At 39.7% G+C, this 18,872-nt stretch carries 22 protein-coding genes; 8 read left to right on the top strand and 14 right to left on the bottom strand.

The genetic code is table 11. From position 1 onward, the window contains the following. Positions 1-7: 7 nt before the first annotated feature. A complete protein-coding gene (locus AC27JR_RS13470; RefSeq protein WP_487173887.1) occupies positions 8-598 on the bottom strand; it encodes a YjaG family protein in 591 nt (196 codons plus the stop codon). After that, positions 582-956 (bottom strand): putative signal transducing protein, encoded by a 375-nt coding sequence (locus AC27JR_RS13465; RefSeq protein WP_372239236.1) that lies wholly within the window; start codon positions 954-956, stop codon positions 582-584. The genes AC27JR_RS13470 and AC27JR_RS13465 overlap by 17 nt, the downstream gene beginning before the upstream one ends. 63 nt (positions 957-1,019) lie before the next feature. Between AC27JR_RS13465 and AC27JR_RS13460 the strand changes: the two genes are divergently transcribed. The 3 genes from AC27JR_RS13460 to AC27JR_RS13450 all read left to right on the top strand — a co-directional run bounded on the left by AC27JR_RS13460 (position 1,020) and on the right by AC27JR_RS13450 (position 3,307). Further along, positions 1,020-1,469: a DUF2721 domain-containing protein gene (locus AC27JR_RS13460; protein WP_076920177.1), complete on the top strand. Its 450-nt coding sequence runs from the start codon at positions 1,020-1,022 to the stop codon at positions 1,467-1,469. 244 nt (positions 1,470-1,713) lie between these two features. Next, positions 1,714-2,592 carry a LysR family transcriptional regulator gene (locus tag AC27JR_RS13455; RefSeq protein ID WP_131690619.1) on the top strand — a complete coding sequence of 293 codons (879 nt, stop codon included), beginning with the start codon at positions 1,714-1,716 and terminating at the stop codon, positions 2,590-2,592. A 94-nt stretch (positions 2,593-2,686) separates the two neighbouring features. After that, positions 2,687-3,307, top strand: a complete 621-nt coding sequence (locus AC27JR_RS13450; RefSeq protein WP_487173886.1) for a 2OG-Fe(II) oxygenase — start codon at positions 2,687-2,689, stop codon at positions 3,305-3,307. On the opposite strand, the gene ubiA is transcribed toward AC27JR_RS13450, so the two are convergent. Beyond that, positions 3,304-4,182: a 4-hydroxybenzoate octaprenyltransferase gene (ubiA, locus tag AC27JR_RS13445; protein ID WP_076920174.1), complete on the bottom strand. Its 879-nt coding sequence runs from the start codon at positions 4,180-4,182 to the stop codon at positions 3,304-3,306. The two genes, AC27JR_RS13450 and ubiA, sit on opposite strands and share 4 nt — an antisense overlap. After that, the gene (locus AC27JR_RS13440) at positions 4,179-4,724 is read right to left on the bottom strand and encodes a chorismate--pyruvate lyase family protein (RefSeq protein WP_487173885.1); all 546 of its coding nucleotides are present in this window, start codon (positions 4,722-4,724) and stop codon (positions 4,179-4,181) included. The genes ubiA and AC27JR_RS13440 overlap by 4 nt, the downstream gene beginning before the upstream one ends. 248 nt (positions 4,725-4,972) lie before the next feature. On the opposite strand from AC27JR_RS13440, the gene AC27JR_RS13435 reads away from it, so the two are divergent. Further along, positions 4,973-5,371, top strand: coding sequence for a flagellar basal body-associated protein FliL (locus tag AC27JR_RS13435; RefSeq protein WP_008115596.1), 399 nt, complete (start codon positions 4,973-4,975; stop codon positions 5,369-5,371). Here AC27JR_RS13435 and glpG read toward each other — a convergent pair. The 6 genes from glpG to AC27JR_RS13405 form a co-directional block, all read right to left on the bottom strand. Then, positions 5,368-6,189: a rhomboid family intramembrane serine protease GlpG gene (gene glpG / locus AC27JR_RS13430; protein WP_076920172.1), complete on the bottom strand. Its 822-nt coding sequence runs from the start codon at positions 6,187-6,189 to the stop codon at positions 5,368-5,370. The genes AC27JR_RS13435 and glpG overlap by 4 nt on opposite strands. After that, positions 6,186-6,503 (bottom strand): thiosulfate sulfurtransferase GlpE, encoded by a 318-nt coding sequence (glpE, locus tag AC27JR_RS13425; protein WP_033104018.1) that lies wholly within the window; start codon positions 6,501-6,503, stop codon positions 6,186-6,188. Before glpE ends, glpG begins: the two co-directional genes overlap by 4 nt. 65 nt (positions 6,504-6,568) lie before the next feature. Next, complete coding sequence (tdh, locus tag AC27JR_RS13420; protein ID WP_008115593.1) at positions 6,569-7,594, bottom strand: L-threonine 3-dehydrogenase; 1,026 nt, start codon at positions 7,592-7,594, stop codon at positions 6,569-6,571. Between the two features lie 53 nt (positions 7,595-7,647). After that, positions 7,648-8,844 (bottom strand): glycine C-acetyltransferase, encoded by a 1,197-nt coding sequence (locus tag AC27JR_RS13415; RefSeq protein WP_487173884.1) that lies wholly within the window; start codon positions 8,842-8,844, stop codon positions 7,648-7,650. Positions 8,845-9,007: 163 nt separating this feature from the next. Then, positions 9,008-9,577, bottom strand: coding sequence for a D-glycero-beta-D-manno-heptose 1,7-bisphosphate 7-phosphatase (gene gmhB, locus AC27JR_RS13410; protein ID WP_487173883.1), 570 nt, complete (start codon positions 9,575-9,577; stop codon positions 9,008-9,010). Next, positions 9,574-10,635 carry a glycosyltransferase family 9 protein gene (locus AC27JR_RS13405; RefSeq protein WP_487173882.1) on the bottom strand — a complete coding sequence of 354 codons (1,062 nt, stop codon included), beginning with the start codon at positions 10,633-10,635 and terminating at the stop codon, positions 9,574-9,576. The genes gmhB and AC27JR_RS13405 overlap by 4 nt, the downstream gene beginning before the upstream one ends. A gap of 123 nt (positions 10,636-10,758) precedes the next feature. Here AC27JR_RS13405 and AC27JR_RS13400 point away from each other — a divergent pair, with 123 nt between their 5' ends. Then, complete coding sequence (locus tag AC27JR_RS13400) at positions 10,759-11,481, top strand: 3-deoxy-D-manno-octulosonic acid kinase (protein ID WP_487173881.1); 723 nt, start codon at positions 10,759-10,761, stop codon at positions 11,479-11,481. A 43-nt stretch (positions 11,482-11,524) separates the two neighbouring features. On the opposite strand, the gene AC27JR_RS13395 is transcribed toward AC27JR_RS13400, so the two are convergent. Continuing rightward, positions 11,525-12,598 carry a glycosyltransferase family 1 protein gene (locus tag AC27JR_RS13395; RefSeq protein WP_487173880.1) on the bottom strand — a complete coding sequence of 358 codons (1,074 nt, stop codon included), beginning with the start codon at positions 12,596-12,598 and terminating at the stop codon, positions 11,525-11,527. Positions 12,599-12,788: 190 nt separating this feature from the next. Between AC27JR_RS13395 and AC27JR_RS13390 the strand changes: the two genes are divergently transcribed. Continuing rightward, complete coding sequence (locus AC27JR_RS13390; RefSeq protein WP_487173879.1) at positions 12,789-14,336, top strand: capsule assembly Wzi family protein; 1,548 nt, start codon at positions 12,789-12,791, stop codon at positions 14,334-14,336. A gap of 83 nt (positions 14,337-14,419) precedes the next feature. On the opposite strand, the gene hldE is transcribed toward AC27JR_RS13390, so the two are convergent. Together hldE and AC27JR_RS13380 are read right to left on the bottom strand one after the other, a co-directional pair. Next, a complete protein-coding gene (hldE, locus tag AC27JR_RS13385; protein WP_487173878.1) occupies positions 14,420-15,859 on the bottom strand; it encodes a bifunctional D-glycero-beta-D-manno-heptose-7-phosphate kinase/D-glycero-beta-D-manno-heptose 1-phosphate adenylyltransferase HldE in 1,440 nt (479 codons plus the stop codon). Continuing rightward, positions 15,859-16,449, bottom strand: coding sequence for a D-sedoheptulose-7-phosphate isomerase (locus tag AC27JR_RS13380; protein WP_290171007.1), 591 nt, complete (start codon positions 16,447-16,449; stop codon positions 15,859-15,861). Before AC27JR_RS13380 ends, hldE begins: the two co-directional genes overlap by 1 nt. Before the next feature lie 235 nt (positions 16,450-16,684). Between AC27JR_RS13380 and waaA the strand changes: the two genes are divergently transcribed. Together waaA and AC27JR_RS13370 are read left to right on the top strand one after the other, a co-directional pair. Next, a complete protein-coding gene (gene waaA / locus AC27JR_RS13375) occupies positions 16,685-17,965 on the top strand; it encodes a lipid IV(A) 3-deoxy-D-manno-octulosonic acid transferase (RefSeq protein ID WP_487173877.1) in 1,281 nt (426 codons plus the stop codon). Next, positions 17,962-18,510, top strand: coding sequence for a DUF1415 domain-containing protein (locus AC27JR_RS13370; protein WP_487173876.1), 549 nt, complete (start codon positions 17,962-17,964; stop codon positions 18,508-18,510). Before waaA ends, AC27JR_RS13370 begins: the two co-directional genes overlap by 4 nt. Before the next feature lie 32 nt (positions 18,511-18,542). Here the strand turns inward: AC27JR_RS13370 and AC27JR_RS13365 are convergent, their stop codons facing one another. Continuing rightward, positions 18,543-18,872: a YdbL family probable chaperone protein gene (locus tag AC27JR_RS13365; RefSeq protein ID WP_487173875.1), complete on the bottom strand. Its 330-nt coding sequence runs from the start codon at positions 18,870-18,872 to the stop codon at positions 18,543-18,545.

The raw sequence follows: 18,872 nt of genomic DNA, 5'->3' as shown, positions 1-18,872 counted from the left end.
AAATAACTTAAAGTGCTAAACCAATGTTAGTTTGGCCATCAGCAAGGACATGCTTTTTCAATGCTTTTACATTTTCAGCAGTAATACGCCCCATTGCCTCTACAAAATCTATTAACTCACCTAATACCTCAATTTCGTATTGCATTAGTGGGTGTTCACGCACTGCTTTATTATCAGCAACATCCCCTTCAACCGTCATTTGATACTCAATAAAGCGAGCCACAGTAGCCTGTGATATTTTACTTACATTAACAAATTCTTGCTCGTCTTGTGCTAAAAGGCCATGCATTAAGCTCAATAATGAAGTTGCAGCGTCAATGGCAGGGTAAGTGCCAAACATATCAAAATCAGCAAGTTCAGGTACATTAGGCTCTATTTTTTCGACTTGCTTTTCTAAATCAATCTTACTTTTAGGAAGCAGTATCTTTTCCCAACATACATTTAAAGCATTACGTAAAATAACCTCATCGCCAAAACCGGTAGCCTCACTAAATAGTCCATAATTAGGCAACATACGCTCTATTAACGCACAGGCCAATACCGCTTTTTGTAGGTAATTTAACTCTCTAATACGCTGAAAATTATTCGCTTTTGTCATTCTTTAAGGTCCCACATGACCAACAAAAATCAAATGTTGATCCATTATGCTCATTACAGTTAGGGCATACCCAATCTGGAGCTGATTGTTTTACTTGCTGATAGTTTACCAATATTTCGCGTGCATGGCGCTCTTTTATCGCATAAACCTGCACACTTACTTGTGTTTGCTCAAACGGGATCTCGCCCATAGCACCTTGCAGCATTTCACCTTTAATTTGACACTCAATTCCCGCATTAAGAATCAATCCTTTTATAATATTGGCCTCTAAACTATTTTCTGCGTTATAAAGCGTAACCCAATCAAATGATGTTATATTTGAATCGCTATTATTAATATTTTGCAATATCCACCTCATTTACTTTATGTGTACAATTTGCCTGCGTAACCTAAAGCAAATAATATGATTTAAGGACACATTATGACGCTAACTACTCCAGGTTTACTTTTTCCAGCAATCTCGTTGTTGTTACTCGCCTATACAAACCGATTTTTAGTGCTAGCGCAACTAATACGAGAACTGAATGCACGTGAAGGGGAATCTATTCGTCCTGTTGTGGTGGCGCAAATAACCAACCTTAGAAAGCGAATAAAATTAATAAGAACCATGCAAGTATACGGAGTCGCTGCTTTTTTATTATGTACGCTATCTATGTTCGCATTATTTATAGAATTTAATACCACGGGCATTATTTTATTTGGTGTCAGTTTAAGTTGCTTAAGCCTATCTTTGCTTACCTCCTTATTTGAAATTCACATTTCTTGTGATGCCATAGAAATTGAATTGCAAAACATCGAAAATAAGCCTTTAAGCAACAGAGTGAGTAAAAATTTTATTGAACCTAACCACAAAACCAAAAATAGCAATTAACAAAACGAAACTTTAATAAAGCTGTTTATAAAATTGCACAAATTAGGCTAATAATAAAACCCAACAGTTACTTAACATTACCCAAAGGTATAACAACATTTTGCAACTATTCTCTTTAAATACGATTAAAAGAAAGTTAATCTTAATAAGTGGTTAAAAACCATGTTTCAACTGATCTGTAGGGATATAAAGTCAGTATTAAATCTGTAATTCCCCTAGCTTACCTATAAAAAAGGACTATATAGTGAGATTTGAACAATTAGAACAATTTGTAGCGCTTGGCCTACTTCGTCATTTTAGGCAAGCTGCAGAACAAACCCAAATCAGCACATCTGCGTTAACTCGTAGTATTCAAACTCTTGAAACCGAGCTTGGCTACGAACTTGTTACCCGCTCTACTCGTTCGGTTAAATTAACTCAAGCTGGGGAGCTTTTCCTCGACTTTGCTAAAAATACCCTCAATGAGTTAGAGCAAATAAAACACCGCGCTTTTCAATCGATTAATGGCACTGAAGAGAAAAAACTAGTCATTGGTTACACCACAACAACCAGCAGCATAGTGCCAATTACCTGCGGTGAGTTTTTAAGCCAGTACCCTCATATTAAAATTGAAATGCAGCTGCAAAACAAAACTGAGCTTCATAGAAAGTTACTTCAAGGGGAAATTGACATTAGTGTATGCTCGCAAATAGTCAATAGTATTGGTAGCGACATACAATTACCTGATCAACTTATTTTATTTTGTTCAAAACAACATCCTTTAGCAAATAAAAGCGATATTAGTAAAAAAGAACTCGAAAGTTATCCAATGTTCAGTTGTTTTTCACAGTCAAAACAAGTGCAATCAATGCTGAATGAAGTGATTGATTCATTAAATAAAGTTTCAACAATTAAAGTGGGCAGTATTGAGCAGGTAATGGCTGGACTTGAAAAATCAGACCACTTTGCGATTGCCGGTATTGAACACACTAGCTCTGTGGCAGAAAACCACAATCTAATTCAGCTTAAGACCAATAACGATATTAGCCATGAGCAACTTATTGTGCAAACCAGCCAGCAGATTGAGGCAGGTGAGCATGTTGACCACCTACTCTCGCTAATCAAGAAAGTTTCAAGAGCATAACAATACACCATGCGATTTGATGATCACTATAAATTTGTAGCTTTAAAGTTTTTTTACACTACACTAACGCTCCCTACTATTATGACTAGCGTTGATGAACAACTTTACCGCTACTGAAATTTATTTAGAGCACATTGAAACGCATGGCTATGCCATTATTGAAAACGCTATTGATAGTGACTTAATGTCTGAGCTAATGGCTGATTGTTATAGAATAAACCCCCACTTTAGCCTTGCCGGTATTGGTCGATTAAATAGTTTGCAAATCGATGATACTGTTCGTAAAGACAAAACCTATTGGTTTGATGGCAGTTCAAATGCACAACTTGGCTACCAGCAATTAATGGAAGCAGTTCGTAATACGCTTAATCGAAATTTCTTTATGGGCTTGTTTGATTATGAATGTCACTATGCAAAATATACCCAAGGTGATTTTTATAAAAAACATGTGGATGCATTTAAAGGTCGTTCAAACCGTGTTTTTACTACTGTATTGTATTTGAACTCTCCTGAGAAAGGCGGAGAGCTGGTTATTTACAAGCCTAAAAGTAAAGACATAGAAATAGTGATAAAACCCACTGCAGGCACCTTGGTATTATTTGAAAGCGAACGCTTCGTACATGAGGTACTTCCGGCTGTTGACAACCGCTACTCAATTGCTGGCTGGTTCAGAAAGAACGCGTCAATTAGTGGTATTATCGACCCACCCCGTTAAACTAAGACGGGGTAAGAAAATAATAAACCCATAAAAATAGCTAATCCCACATAATGGTTATTTAAAAATGCTTTAAAACAATTATCTCGCTGGCGTAAATGAATCAAGCGCTGTTGATATATTAGTAGCATTGCAGCAACTGCTAATCCCACCCAAAAACTAAAACCAACGTCACTTATCCCGCCTATTAAAACCATCAACGCAAAAAAGCTCAAGTTAAGTAGCGCTATAATATGGCGGTCATAACTAGCGAATAAAATAGCGGTTGATTTAACTCCTATTTTTAAATCATCGTCCCTATCAACCATGGCGTACATAGTGTCGTAAGCCACCGTCCAGCAAATATTGGCAATAAATAGCAACCATGCCTGCACGGGGAGAGAGTTTGTTGACGCCATAAAAGCCATAGGGATTGCCCAGCCAAAAGCCGCGCCCAATACAACTTGAGGAAGTTGCGTGTAACGTTTCATAAAGGGATAACAAAACGCTAATCCAAGTGCACCAAACGATAACAAAATAGTATTGGTATTAAGCAATAATACTAATATAAAGGCGATGGCAACGAGTAGTAAAAACAAACTAATTGCTTCGCCACTACTTACCGCTCCGGTCGCTAGCGGCCGCTGACAAGTACGCTTTACTGAGCCATCAATTTTTCTATCGGCAAAGTCATTGATAACGCATCCTGCGCTGCGCATAACTATTACCCCAAGGGTAAACACAATGAAATTCGTTAAGCTAGGCAGACCTTCGTTCGCAATCCACAGTGCCCAATAAGTTGGCCAAAGCAGCAATAAAGTGCCTATGGGCTTATCTATTCGCATTAACTGGATGTAAAAGGGAATATGATGAACTGACAAAGCGGCTAATTTCATGAGTATAAATAAGCTCCTGGTAAAAAAACCTCACAAACCAAAAATTGATAGTTGTGTAAAGAAAATACGCTGCGTCTTCCCAGTAAGGGACGGTTCGGTAAATTAAGTTCGCTCACCAGTGACTGCAATGAGTGGTTATCATCAAAGCGCGCAATTTCAATATCGGTCCGCTTTAACGCAGGATCTTGAAATATCACATCACCTAACGGGCGCTCTCCCATATTGTGCAGCTGATTGTTTGTATTGTTAGTTGTTACTGGCAACCAACTTTGAGCATAAACAATCGGTTGTTCATCACACAACAGTAACACTTCACGGTTAAGCACCGTGTTTACCTGATCACTTAATAACGCTTGCTGTGATTGCGAAAGGTCTACTTTTTGCTCACTCAATACTTTTACAGCAAAACGCTGAGACTGACTTTTTAATTTAGCTGTTAAAGAATGGGGTTCAAATAACCACTCTTTCTCAGCGTTAGATAAGCCAGTCACTTGAGCGGTACTCTGCCAATTGGCAGATAAAGAAAGAGGAAAAGTAATCACAATAACTCTACTTGAAAAAAATCAGAGAGATCATAACATTGCCAACGAATTTGAAAAAGCGCGATTTACTCAATACCAAGCACACCCTATATTATAAAACGCTAATTAGCATTTGACTCTCGCTATTGCCTATCCCAAACTTGAATCCAGAGTACTTTTACAAACACAACAAATAACAGCATCTTGCTGTATCTTATTTACTAATAGGTATAAACTATTTGTAACCAGTTTACGGAAACGCTTTTGAAATGAAAAAAACAGTATTTACAGGCCTTTTTATTCTTTTAGTCAGCCTAACTAGCTTATCAGCACGTGCTGAGTCTACTGTGGGTTATTTTGGGTTTGAGCCAGACATTATTACCAATTACATTGGTCCATCAAGTAAAAAAATGGGTTACGTTCGCGTCACGGTAGATTTAATGCTAAACAAAACATCCGATATTGCCATTGTAGAACACCACACCCCGCTGTTACGTGATGCGCTAGTAGAGATATTATCAAAAGAGCCTGAAAACAAAATAAAGTCTTTAACAGGGCGTGAGCAAATTCGCCTTAAAAGCGCAGAAAAACTAAAAAGCTTACTTAAGGAAGAAACAGGCCAAGAAATAATCCGAGACCTGTTATTTACTAAATATTTATATCATTAGGCGCTTTTTGTTTTAAAAAGCTGAGCGGTATAGGCAAAAGCCATACCGCTAACAAGCCCACCTAAGTGTGCCCAATTAGCCATTCCAACAAATAATACATCTGCAAAACCAAGTACTAACCATACCAGCATAAAACCAACAATCGCGGTTGTTACCAGTGCAGGCTGTTTAGGGTTAAGCGCGCTGTAAATCCAACAAAAGCCTAACAACCCATATACAACGCCGCTAAGGCCACCAAAGTTAGGACCGACCATTAAGTATTGTGCCCAATTACTTATTAAAGCGGTAACTAAAAACAGCCCGATTAAACTCGACTTACCGCATTGTTTTTCAATGTTATCACCCAGCGATACCCACCAGATTAAGTTAAACACAATATGCATAGCGCTAAAATGCACAATAGCAGGTGTTAACCAAGTAAGTGGTGACGCAGGATTGAACTGCAACGCCATGTAAATAGGTTCAAACGCACCAAATAAAAAGGCAACATAAACTACAATACTGAGAATACTAACACCTTGATTAAGCCAACTTAAGGCTTTAAAACGGGCGACTAAATTAAGCGACTGCCCTTGATACTTTAACGGTGACTGCGTAGTACCCACTTGCCATGATGCTTGTTGGTAACGCTCATGATTAGGGTTTTTAGCAAATTCGTTCCATAAAGGTTGCACTGCATGAAAGTCTTCAGGTGCCACACTAATAACAAGCGTATGGCCGTCCTCAGTACGAATTTGCCCTGAAAGCCCTTGGCTTTTTAGGTAATCTATAAAGCCCTGTGCAGCGCGGGGATTAGTTAGACTGCCTAACTCTATCATCGTGCTACTTTATCCTTGTAGGCGGCTTCCCATGCAGTAAAACCGCCATCCATGCTGTAAACATCTTCAAAGCCTTGCTCTACTAAGTAGCTTGCAGCGCCCTGTGAACTCATGCCGTGATAACAAACAATAATAATCGGCTGGTCAAACTCTTTTTCCATCATAAATTGGGCGATATTTGCATTTGAAAGTGCTTCAGAGCCAGGAATGTGCCCTGCCTGATACGAATTAGGATCGCGAATATCGGCAATCACCACATCCTCTTTGTCTAGTAGTTCGAGGGTTTGTGCGATTGATATATGTTTAAATGCCATAGTACTCTCTTATAATTACAAAAAAGGCGACAAATGCCGCCTTTAATTTTCTTAACAGTGGATAATTAATCCCAGTTAAGAATTACTTTACCTGATTGGCCTGAAATCATCATATCAAAGCCTGCTTGGAAGTCATCAATTGAATATTGATGAGTAATAATTGGTTTTAAATCAAGTCCTGATTGAATCAAGCTGGCCATTTTGTACCAGGTTTCAAACATCTCACGACCGTAAATACCTTTGATCACTAAGCCTTTAAAGATAACTTGATTCCAATCGACCGCCATATCTGAAGGTGGAATACCTAACATGGCAATTTTGCCGCCATGATTCATGTTATTTAGCATGGCATTAAATGCACTCGGAACACCTGACATTTCGAGGCCAATATCAAAGCCCTCTGTCATACCCAGCTCTTTAGCTACATCTTCAAGCTTTTCATTCGCGACGTTAACAGCACGGGTGGCGCCCATTTTACGCGCTAAGTCTAGGCGGTATTCATTTACGTCGGTAATAACTACATGACGAGCACCTACATGTTTAGCTACTGCGGCTGCCATAATACCAATAGGGCCTGCACCGGTGATCAATACATCTTCACCCACCAAATCAAACGATAAAGCGGTATGTACTGCATTACCAAACGGGTCAAAAATAGAGGCAAGTTCATCGCTAATGTTATCTGGAATTTTAAATGCATTAAATGCTGGAATAACTAAGTACTCAGCAAATGCACCTTCACGGTTAACACCCACACCGGTTGTATTACGGCATAAATGAACACGTCCAGCACGACAGTTACGACAATGTCCACAGGTTATATGACCTTCACCCGAAACACGGTCGCCAACATTGAAACCGCGCACTTCTTGGCCCATGTCAATTACTTCACCCACGTATTCGTGGCCAACCACCATAGGCGTAGGAATAGTATTTTGTGCCCACTCATCCCACTTATAAATATGAACATCGGTACCACAAATGGCTGTTTTACGAATTTTAATTAACAGATCGTTATGGCCTACTTCAGGCTTTGGTGCATCTGTCATCCAAATGCCTGGCTCTGCTTTTAACTTTGATAATGCTTTCATAATCCCACACTCAATTAAAAAATCGCGACTTTAGCCGCGATTTAACAAGAAAATTAAATAACACCAATCTCTTTACCAATACGGGTAAATGCTGCAATGGCTGTATCAAGCTGTTCCTTGCTGTGCGCTGCAGAAATTTGGGTACGAATACGCGCCTGACCTTTTGGTACAACAGGGAATGAGAACCCAGTTACATAAATCCCTTCGGCCAAAAGCTTATCAGCCATAAGTGACGCTACTTTGGCGTCTCCTAGCATCACTGGAATAATTGCATGATCTTTACCTGCACAGGTAAAACCTGCCGCTTCCATCTGCTCGCGGAAGTATTTAGCGTTTGACCATAGCTTAGCGCGAAGCTCACCGCCATTTTCAAGCATTTCTAACACTTTGATTGACGCCGTTACGATTGAAGGCGCCAATGAATTTGAGAATAAGTATGGACGTGAACGCTGACGAAGCCACTCAACAATTTCTTTTTTACCTGAGGTATAACCACCAGATGCTCCACCAAGCGCTTTACCTAAGGTACCGGTAATAATATCGACACGGTCGAGTACATTACAGTATTCAGGTGTACCTTTACCATTTTCGCCAACAAAACCAACGGCATGTGAATCATCAACCATAACAAGCGCGTCATATTTATCGGCTAAATCACACACTGCTTCTAAATTACAAATGACGCCATCCATTGAGAACACGCCATCAGTAGCAATTAGTTTAGTTTTAGCACCGGCTTCATCGGCTGCAATTAATTGCTTTTCTAAATCTGCCATATCGTTATTTGCATAACGGAAACGTTTTGCTTTACATAAACGCACGCCATCAATAATAGATGCATGGTTTAATGAATCAGAAATAATCGCATCGTCTGCACCTAAAATAGTTTCAAACAAGCCCGTATTCGCATCAAAACATGATGAGTATAAAATGGTGTCTTCAGTTTCTAAGAATTGACTGATTTTTTTCTCAAGCGTTTTATGGATATCTTGTGTGCCACAAATAAAACGCACAGACGCTACACCAAAGCCATGATCATTTAAGCCTTGTTGTGCAGCTTTAATAAGTTCTGGGCTGTTAGCTAAACCTAAGTAGTTGTTAGCACAGAAATTAATAACTTTATCGCCTGATGCCACTTCAATTTGAGCTTGCTGCTGTGAAGTGATAACACGTTCATTTTTGTACAAACCTTCAGCTTTAACGTCTTCAATTTGCTGTTGTAAGTGGCTAAAAAAAGCAGATGCTCTCATCTGTGATCTCCATTTGGTTGAACGGGTTAAACAGCAGACCTGTTGCTGCTATTTATAATGTGGGTATTGTAAAAGTTTAAGCGCCAAATTGCACTGTTTGTCATTCGTCGCAAATTAGCTAACTGGCAGGAAAAGCTGCCAGTTTACAGACTTAAGGTATGTACTAAGTTAAATCAGCAAACAGAGCAGGAAGTTCTTTGATTGAGTCACAAACATAGTCTGCAGATTTTGCGGCTTGCTCGTCAAACGTTTGCCCCGAACGAACTAGCACTTTAGTGCGTATATTGGCACTAATAGCAGCTTGCATATCACCTAATTTATCCCCTACCATGACACTCAGTGTAGGGTCTATATGATGATCTTTTATTCCTTGTAACAACATCCCAGGCGCTGGCTTTCTACAATTGCAACCTATTAAATACGCTGGCAATGCATTTTTAGGATGATGTGGACAAAAATAAACATCAGTAATTTCAATTTGATGATGAGTAAACTGCGCTTTCATCCATGTGTTAAGGGCAAAAAAATCGGCTTCTGAGTAATAACCTCGACCAATACCTGATTGGTTAGTTACAACAATTATTTTATAGCCCGCGTCATAAAATGCTTTACACGTTGAAAACACACCATCTATAAATTCAAACTCTTCTCTTTTAAATACATAGCCATGGTCAACATTTACTACACCATCACGGTCTAAAAAAAGCGCCTTATTTATGTGTTTATCATTCATAATAACGACTCTTTTTTAATAACATGGTCAAACATTTCTTTTACTGCATCCGTGGTTATTTGACTCATTAAATCATCGCCTTTAACCCGAGTACCCCAAGGTAATTGCTCGGCGGTTTTACCTGTTTGCTTTAATAAGTTTTGGTGATAAACCTCAACCACGTAATCTTGGTATAAATAAGGCCCCGTTCGCGCTGGGTTTGAATGCGCATATAGACCAATAACAGGCGTGCCCACAGTCACGGCCATATGAGCTGGGCCTGTATCGGGCGCAAGTACTAAGTCTGCACGCTTAAGTACGCACAATAATTCTTTGAGTTTTGTTTTACCCACCAAGTTCAGAATGGGTGAATCACTGTGTTTAATGATGTTATTTGCTAAATTAATTTCCAGTTCCGTCGGTCCACCAGTTAATACTATTTTAAACCCCTGTGTATGTGCATAATCCGCAAGCGCGGCATAGCGTTCGGCTAACCAGTTACGCTGTGCTTTACTTGCTGCTGGCGAAATAACGAATAGCTTATGTGATAAATAATCGTCACCTAACAGCTCATCAGCTTTAGCTTGATCTTTGTCGGTGTAGGGCATATTCCAAACAGGGACATAATCATCAACACCAATCGCTTGAGCAAAGCCTTTAAACCCCTCTAAAACATGTGCCTGAGATTGGGCTTTAATGCGTTTATTAATAAATAAACTATGCAGCTCTTTTGAGCGAGCCCAGTCAAAACCAATTTTAACTTTGGCAGGAATACAGCGAGCGACAAAACCAGCTCTTAAAGCCACTTGCATATTAAGTAGAACGTCAAAACACTGCCCTTTGAAGGTTTGCTTTAACTGTTTTAGTGCCGTTTTCCCTTGTTTTTTATCAAATACAACAAGCTCAACGCCTGGTAAGTCAGCTAACAACATCGCCTCGACCTTCCCTATCACCCAAGTGATCTTAGCATTTGGATGCGCTTTTTGAATTGCTTGTACCGCACTCACTGCATGGCATACATCACCAATAGCAGAAAGACGTAAAATACAAATTGAAGTGTAAGTAGGCGCTGAAGTCACACGTTTCCTTGGGAGTAAAATAATAAAACCCGATCTTAAATTATAATCGCGTCATTGCAAGTACTTATCCTTAGCCTGAAAACACGTTAATATATGCACATATTAAAGCGAATCCTATGAGCTATGTTTAATCAACACATCAAAAATAACCATGTCATTTTAAGCCACCCTCAATATAGCACCGAAATAGAGTTAGATTGGTTTGACCCCGATTTCTGGCAACAACAGCAAAAAATTGTCGGGGCTAAAAAAGGGCGTGCAACTGCTTGGTTTTTTAAACACGCAGATTTAACGGCTGTGTTACGCCATTATTGGCGTGGCGGCTTCATAGGCAAGCTACTTAGTGACCAATATTTATATTGGGGACTTGAGCATACCCGTGTTTATCAAGAATTTAGCTTAATGACGCAATTAATAGAGTTAGGTTTAAATGTACCAAAGCCCATTGCCGCTAAAGTGAGCCGACATGGTTTTATTTACCGAGGTGATATTATTACTGAAGCGGTAAGCGGCGCTAAAAGCGTATTAGATGTACTGATTGAGCGCCCCTTAAGTGATATTGAGATAAAAAAAATAGCACAAACCATTGCCCAGTTTCATAATAAAGGGGTGAATCACGCTGATTTAAATATTAATAATATTTTATTTGATGACTCTGGCGACGTTTATATCATCGACTTTGATCGTGGCGAAATAAATACACCCGATATAAAATGGCAACAGAGCAACATGTCTCGCCTACAGCGCTCCTTTTTAAAAGAGCAAAGCCGCAACAGCCACTTTCATTGGCAGCAAAACGATTGGCAAACATTACATAATGACTATAACCAAGAGCTCGAATTATAAAACACTTGTTAAACCTAGATCCTAAAAATTAAATGCTTGGTAACTAATGAGCATTATCAAACAACATGTTTTTCAAACCTTGTGTAATAATATCAAAACTGTGGATTGTTTCTAAAGTAGAATACTTATCAATAATATATTTATAACGAGATTCTATAAGTAACGTTTGCACTTTTTCACTTATATCAACAATATCAAGCTTTGCCTGATAAACCACTTCTGTGCGAGTACAGCGAGTGAGGCGCTCATCTTGATCTTTTGAAATAGCACAGGCAATTGTGGGGGTTTGCAAGGCAATGGCTTGGAGTAAAGTATCACCCGCGCTTAATAATGCCACCTTAGCCTGACTTAGTAAGGCTAAAAACTCTTCACCCTGAAGACTTGCCAAACAAGTAAGTTCTTCGGTGTCTGGTAATGGGCTCGTATAGTTAGGACCAAACACCACAACCCCTTTTAAACCGGTTTTTTTCGCAATAATCAGTGCTGCTTTATAATAGATATCAGCACAGCTTTGTCCATTAAAGGTATGCCCACCGGAGCCTGCATTCACAATAAAAAATTCTTTTTCTTTCAAGTTATAACGTGACAGTACATCACGTTTTTGTTGCGCTGATGCAAATACTGTAAACGGCCCGACATTATCAGGATAAGCTAAAGGCAGCATATTAAGCTTTAGCTTTTCATACCATGAAAGAGGGTCGATACAGTAATCAGGCTGAACCACCCAATGAGTATCAATAAGCCCCACTCGATTAAGCTTTAAGCCCTTTGCCCGTTTTTTTGTATGCTGAGAAATAAAAACCACTTTAGCACCCACACTTCTCGCTGCTTTCATTTGTTCTGCTCGCCCTGCGCAATCAAATAACACCACATCTGGTTTGTATTGCTCGATGAACTGACACACGTGGGGATTTTCTTTTGTTGCCGATTGATTTAACAGTAAAGTTGGAAACGGGCAGCTTTTGGCATAAGCAGTATGTTTATTTAAAATGAAATGTATATCTAACTGTTTGCCATAATCAATTTTCAACGTTTGAGCAAGTTGTAATGAGCGCATATATTCACCAATGCCTTTAGGTGACGATACGGGAATAAATAAAAGTCGTTTGTTGCTCATTACTATCTCTGTTTTCTCTTTGCAACGAGTATATCAACGCCACCTTTTTTACGATAGAGCTGCGGTGTTTTAATCTAAACTATCGTGATATTTTTTAACTAATCTTTGTTTAATGAGTTGATTTAATTACTGCAATAAAGAGCGTAGATTGCTAAACTTGTTGGCAATTTCAATCACAAGGATCTGAGCTTTGCGAAACAAAATTTTTATACTTTCTTCGCTTTTTTGTGCCATAACCACAACTGTGAATGCTGAACCCTGGGTAAAGCCTGATGACTATGCTCTGAGAGCAGATATTCAACAGCTTGCCGATGCCGGCATTATTTTAGCCCCGGTAACAACGTATCCATTAATGTGGAAAAGCTTTATTAACGATATAGACAATACTTCGTTGGAACAATTACCTGCTCGCCTACAAGATGCGTTATTGCGTATAAAACATCGTTATAAGTCAGAAAATAGTGGTTCGCATAGTGTACAACTTTCAGCTTCCGTCAACTCAGATCCATTAGCCATTACTAGCTTTGGTGCCACCAATAGTCAAGAGTCAGAGTTAACTGCTGCCTACGCTTATTTAGGGCATAACGTTGCCGCAAAGATTGCGCTTAATCATCGTAGTGATGGCAAAAACTGCTTAGTTGCAGGTAAAAAAACTGATGACATAGCCCAAAACGAGCAAGCATTAGAAGACTGCAATGATACCTCTCTCGATGACAGTTACTTAGCTTATCGAATGGGTAATTGGATTGTAAGAGCGGGTGCCGTTGAGCAATTTTGGGGCCCAGGTGTAGATAACAGCCTAATTATGTCTGGTAATGCAAAGCCTTTACCTGCCATTAGTATTTCTCGTGAACAAAGCACAGCCTTTGAAACACCTTGGTTGAGCTGGATTGGTCAATGGAGCTTTACAGCACAAATGGCTAAGCTTGAATCAACCCGAGTTGTGCCTGATGCATTATTATGGAGTACACGTTTAAATCTTCGTCCAATTCAACAATTAGAAATTGGCTTTAGCTGGTCAGCACAGTGGGCAGGCAAGGGACAACCTAATTCAGCCAGTGATTTTTTTGATTTAGTAACTGGCGGAGGTGAGTGTGTTGATGGCACTAATGATTGTGATGGTGAGCTTATTACTCGTTTAGGTAATCAACTAGCGGGCTTTGATATTCGTTGGTCTGACACTTTGTTTAATCAACCTTATGCGGTATATGCAAGTACAATTGGTGAAGATACCAGTGGCGGCATTAAGCCAGTAGACAGAGGCTATCTTGGTGGAATACAAACCACGGCTCGCATTTATAATCAGAATATTTTATTTAACCTAGAATACACTGATACCGGCGTAGCGTGTTCTGCCACATCAGCAACTGAAAACTGCTTCTATGAGCACAGTATTTATAATTCAGGGTATCGTTACCATGGCCGCCCTATCGGCTCTACTTATGACAATGACTCACAGTCGCTAGTACTAACTGTACTTGGGCAACTCTCAAGCGGAACTGACTGGCAAGTAAAGCTGCGTGATATTGACTACAACAGCGACAATCGTGATAGATACCCAAATAACCCAGATTTAGGTAACTCGATTACCAAAACAGGGTTTAACTCGAAGCAACTTGAAGTGCGTTATAGAATGCTTGCCATGGGGGGGCGTTTAACTCTAGGTGGCCTTGCCTCTAATAATGATGGAGCAGAAAACGACACGTCTGCATTTGCAAAGTTCGAATATAACTTTTAGTTTTACAAGTAATAAAAAAGGGGATAAACCAACGTTTATCCCCTTTTTTATTTCACTAACTAGCTAACTAGCTAACTAGCTAACTAGCTTTTAATTTTGCTAATCACTTTTGATGTAGAGCAACCATCTAAAAATTCAAGCACTTCTACTTTCCCACCATGACGCAACACATGCTCAGCACCAGCAATTTGCTCAACGGTATAATCACCGCCTTTGACTAAAATATCTGGGCTAATTTGCTCAATTAGCTTTGCCGGTGTGTCATTTTCATCCTCACTGCCAAACGGAATAACCCAATCAACTGAGGCAAGCGCACTTAGTACCATAGCACGCTCGTCTAATGGATTAATTGGGCGCTCAGGGCCTTTTAAACGGGCAATGGATTCATCGTTATTTAAACCAACCACTAATCTATCACCACGCGCTTTAGCTTGCGCTAAATAGCGCACATGGCCTGCATGCAAAATATCAAAACAACCATTAGTAAATACAATGGTTTCACCATTTTGCTTTGCAAATTCAATATGCTGTAATACATCATCAAATGGGGTTTGATAATGCTCGCCAGTGGCTTGTAAGTATTGGCCTAACTTGCGGCTCAACTCTTCAGGAGAAACGGTAGCCGCTCCCAATTTACTTACTGCAATACCGGCTGCTAAGTTTGCAATTTCGACTGCATCTTTGGCGGTCATACCCGCACCGAGCATTACAGCAAGGGTGGCAATAACAGTATCGCCCGCACCGGTTACATCACTTACTTCGAGCTGCTGCGCTGCAAAGTCATGCTTTTGCGTTGCATCAATTAATGACATACCTTGTTCTGAGCGTGTTAGTAGCATGGCGTTAATACCCGCATCACTGATCAGGGTACGCGCGCTGCTAGCAAGCAACTCTTCTGAGCCAACTTGACCACCTGCTAATTTAAACTCATTTAAATTAGGGGTTATGTAATCAGCCCCTCGGTACAACTCTAAATCAGATGATTTAGGGTCAACAAGCACAGTTTTTCCTGCTTTTTTAGCAACCGAAATCATTTTTTTGATTAACGCAAGTGAGCCTTTGTTGTAATCAGAAAATACAATAAAGTCGTAATCACTCAGCACCAGCTCTAATCGATTTAATAACAACTGGCTATGAGACTCATTAAAAGCCTCTTCTAAATCTAAACGCACAACTTGCTGATGACGACTGATCACCCGCATTTTAGAAATAGTCGGCAAATCGCATACACTCACAAGCTGTGAATTTATTTTTTCACCTTCTAGAATGTTTTCTAAAATTTGTCCGCTTTCATCCTCGCCAATTAGGCCGAGTAAACCTACTTTGCCATCTAGACGGGCTATGTTTTTAGCCACATTGGCAGCACCACCGGCTTTGTCTTCAAATTTACTAACTTTTACAACGGGTACTGGTGCCTCTGGCGAAATACGGCCAGAATCACCATACCAGTAGCGATCGAGCATAACATCGCCAACCACTAGAATACGTGCTGCTGATAAGTTTTTTAATAGCGATAAATCCATTATTGCTGCTCCGCAACAACCATATCCATGGCTTCACACAACCAATGGCCGATAAACATGTGAGCTTCTTGAATACGGGCTGTTTCATCATTTTTAATAATAATAGGTAACTTGGCGATATCTTTTACTTTCCCCCCATCGCGACCTGTAAATGCAACAGTGAACGCCCCTACTTCATTAGCGGCTTCTAACGCTAAATTAATATTATTACTGGTGCCCGATGTAGTTAAGCCAATTACGATATCTTCAGGTTTACATAGCGCCTGTACTTGGCGTTCAAATACTGTGTCAAAATGATAGTCATTACTGTGCGCTGTTAAAATAGAGGTGTCTGTGGTTAAAGCAATAGACGCTAACGGTCCTCGCTCTAACTTATAACGTACCACAAACTCTGCAGCCAAATGCTGAGCATCAGCCGCACTGCCGCCATTACCAAACCAAACAACCTTACCACCAGCCTGTAAAGCACTATGACATGCTTCTAACAACTGCATTACCTCTTGATGATACGCCTCCATGGTTTCGAACAATACTTGGTGACGATTTAAACTTTCTAGGTAGCTAGTTGCCACTGAATCTATAATTGACATGAGATATTCCTCTTGGAACTGAAATGGCAGGAAAAATTAATTTCATTATTCCATAATTTTATAGCCAAATCACCTCTATATAACTAAATTAAAGTACGGGTAGAAAGTTATTATTCAGATAAAGAAGGTTTTTATCGTTGTTACCTTTTTCAAGTTGCTATTTTATATTTGTGTATTTAGAAAAAAACGATTTCACGCTAAACTAGCGCCACTTTCATTTATACAAAGCAGCAGTATGGCACGCATTTTTTATTCACTCGCATTAATTATTATTAGCCCACTGATTGTATTTTACTTATATGTACTAAGAGGTAAAAAAAACGCAGGATATCGCACTCACTTTAAGGAGCGTTTTGGCTTCATAAGCCGCGCTTTATTTTCAAACAACAAACCAGTTGTATTTCATTGTGCTTCTGTTGGCGAGGTGTTAGCTGCAACCCCTTTAATTAAAGCCCTACAACATGAACAACCGCAGTTAAATATTTTAATTACCTGCAATACTCCAACAGGACGAGAGCAAGTTACCGCACAATTTAAAAACAGCGTTGCTGTTAGCTATTTACCAATTGATTTTCCTATGGCCACCACTCGCTTTTTAAAACGAGTAAAACCGCAATTACTCTGTATTTTAGAAACTGAACTATGGCCGAACTTAATGGCTAATGCACACAGACAAAATATACCTGTATTGGTTATTAACGCGCGTCTATCTGAAAAGTCTCAGCAAGGCTACGAAAAAGTGGCCCAGCTAACTCGCAGTATTATGCAATCAATTACCGCACTTGCAAGTCACGACAAAACCGATGCAAATCGCTTTATTGAATTAGGACTACCCGCTGAAAAAAGCCATGTAACGGGATCAATAAAATTTGATATTACCCCAACCACTGCGCAACTCAATAAAGTCGCCTCTTTAAAGCAAGATTATAAAAAAGCAGAACGCTTTATATGGGTCGCAGGTTCTACACACCCTATAGAGCATGAGTTTATTTTAGCAGCCCACCAGCAACTACTAGAAACACACCCTGACGCTTTACTGATCATTGCGCCACGCCATCCCGAACAATTTGATAAAGTTGCAGAGCTACTGACTCACTCGAATCTTAGCTTTAGTCGCCGCAGTCAAAAAAAATATAATAATGAACAAGTTGTGTTAGCCGACACATTAGGTGAATTACAATATCTATATGGTGCCGCTAATATTAGTTTTATCGGTGGCAGTTTAATTCGTCGTGGTGGCCATAATCCATTAGAGTCGGCAGCTTTTGCAGTGGGTGTACTTACCGGCCCTCATACCTACAACTTTGACCATGTTTACCCTGAACTTATTAAACTCAAAGGCGCCCATGTGGTTGAAAATACTGACGAACTGGTGCTTGCATTGCTTCGCTTGATTAAAAACACTAAAGCGTGTGATATTCTTGGCAGTAAAGCGGCTCAGTGCGTCGCTAAAAACCAAGGCGCTATTGCCAAAACGCTTGCTATTATAACTCCTTATTTAGAGCCAAAACCGTGACCAACTTAGCTATATCTCAAACCCGTGAATGGGTAAGCGCTGTGATTGTAAAATACAATTTTTGTCCATTTGCCCGTAAAGAAGTTGAAAATAACTGTATTCACTACACCATCAGTAACGCCTCAAAAATTGATGATGCTGTTATGGATATGCTTGAACAATGTACCCAGCTTGACCGTGATCCTCAGCGTGAAACAACTTTATTAATACTTGATAATGGCTTTACTGATTTTGAAGATTTTTTAGACCTTGTTGATTTAGCCAATGCGCTATTAGTTGCACAAGGTTTTGAGGGGAAGTACCAAATTGCAAACTTTCATCCTGACTATGTTTTTGCTAATAGTGATGAAGATGACGCTGCAAATTATACTAATCGCTCGCCTTTTCCTACTTTACACTTAATACGTGAGGCAAGTATGAGCGCGGCACTAGATGAATACAACGAGCCGGAGTCAATTCCTGAACACAATATCAACTTAGCTCGCCGTAAGGGAATTCACTTTTGGCAGCAGCTACTTAAAAATTGCAAAAAACCGAGCGCATAAGCTCGGTTTTTGGTTTTTAATAATGCGCAGAGTTATTTTTTCACCCACTCACCATTAACTTCAACGAAATGCCCTGCTTGGGTTTTTTCAATGGTTTTTGCCGCCGCTAGTGCTTCTACTTGAGCAAGTGACAAGTTGTTCTTTTTCGCAAGTTTTAAATATTGTGCTTTGCGCTTTGCGTTAATTTCATCAATAACGGCCTTAGCCTCACTATTGTTAACCACCAATCCTAAATAACCCGAGCTATTTTCACCGACGAGCCCTTGGTTTTTAGCGTCATCTAGGCTCATAGCCCATACTGAAAACGACAGGCACAGTGCACCGAATAACATCACTAAATTTAGTTTGTTGTTAATTTTCAT

Source organism: Pseudoalteromonas sp. NH0006-26 (genome assembly GCF_057552415.1).
Note: the sequence above shows the minus strand (reverse complement) of the source record. Positions and strands in the feature narration are given on the sequence as shown.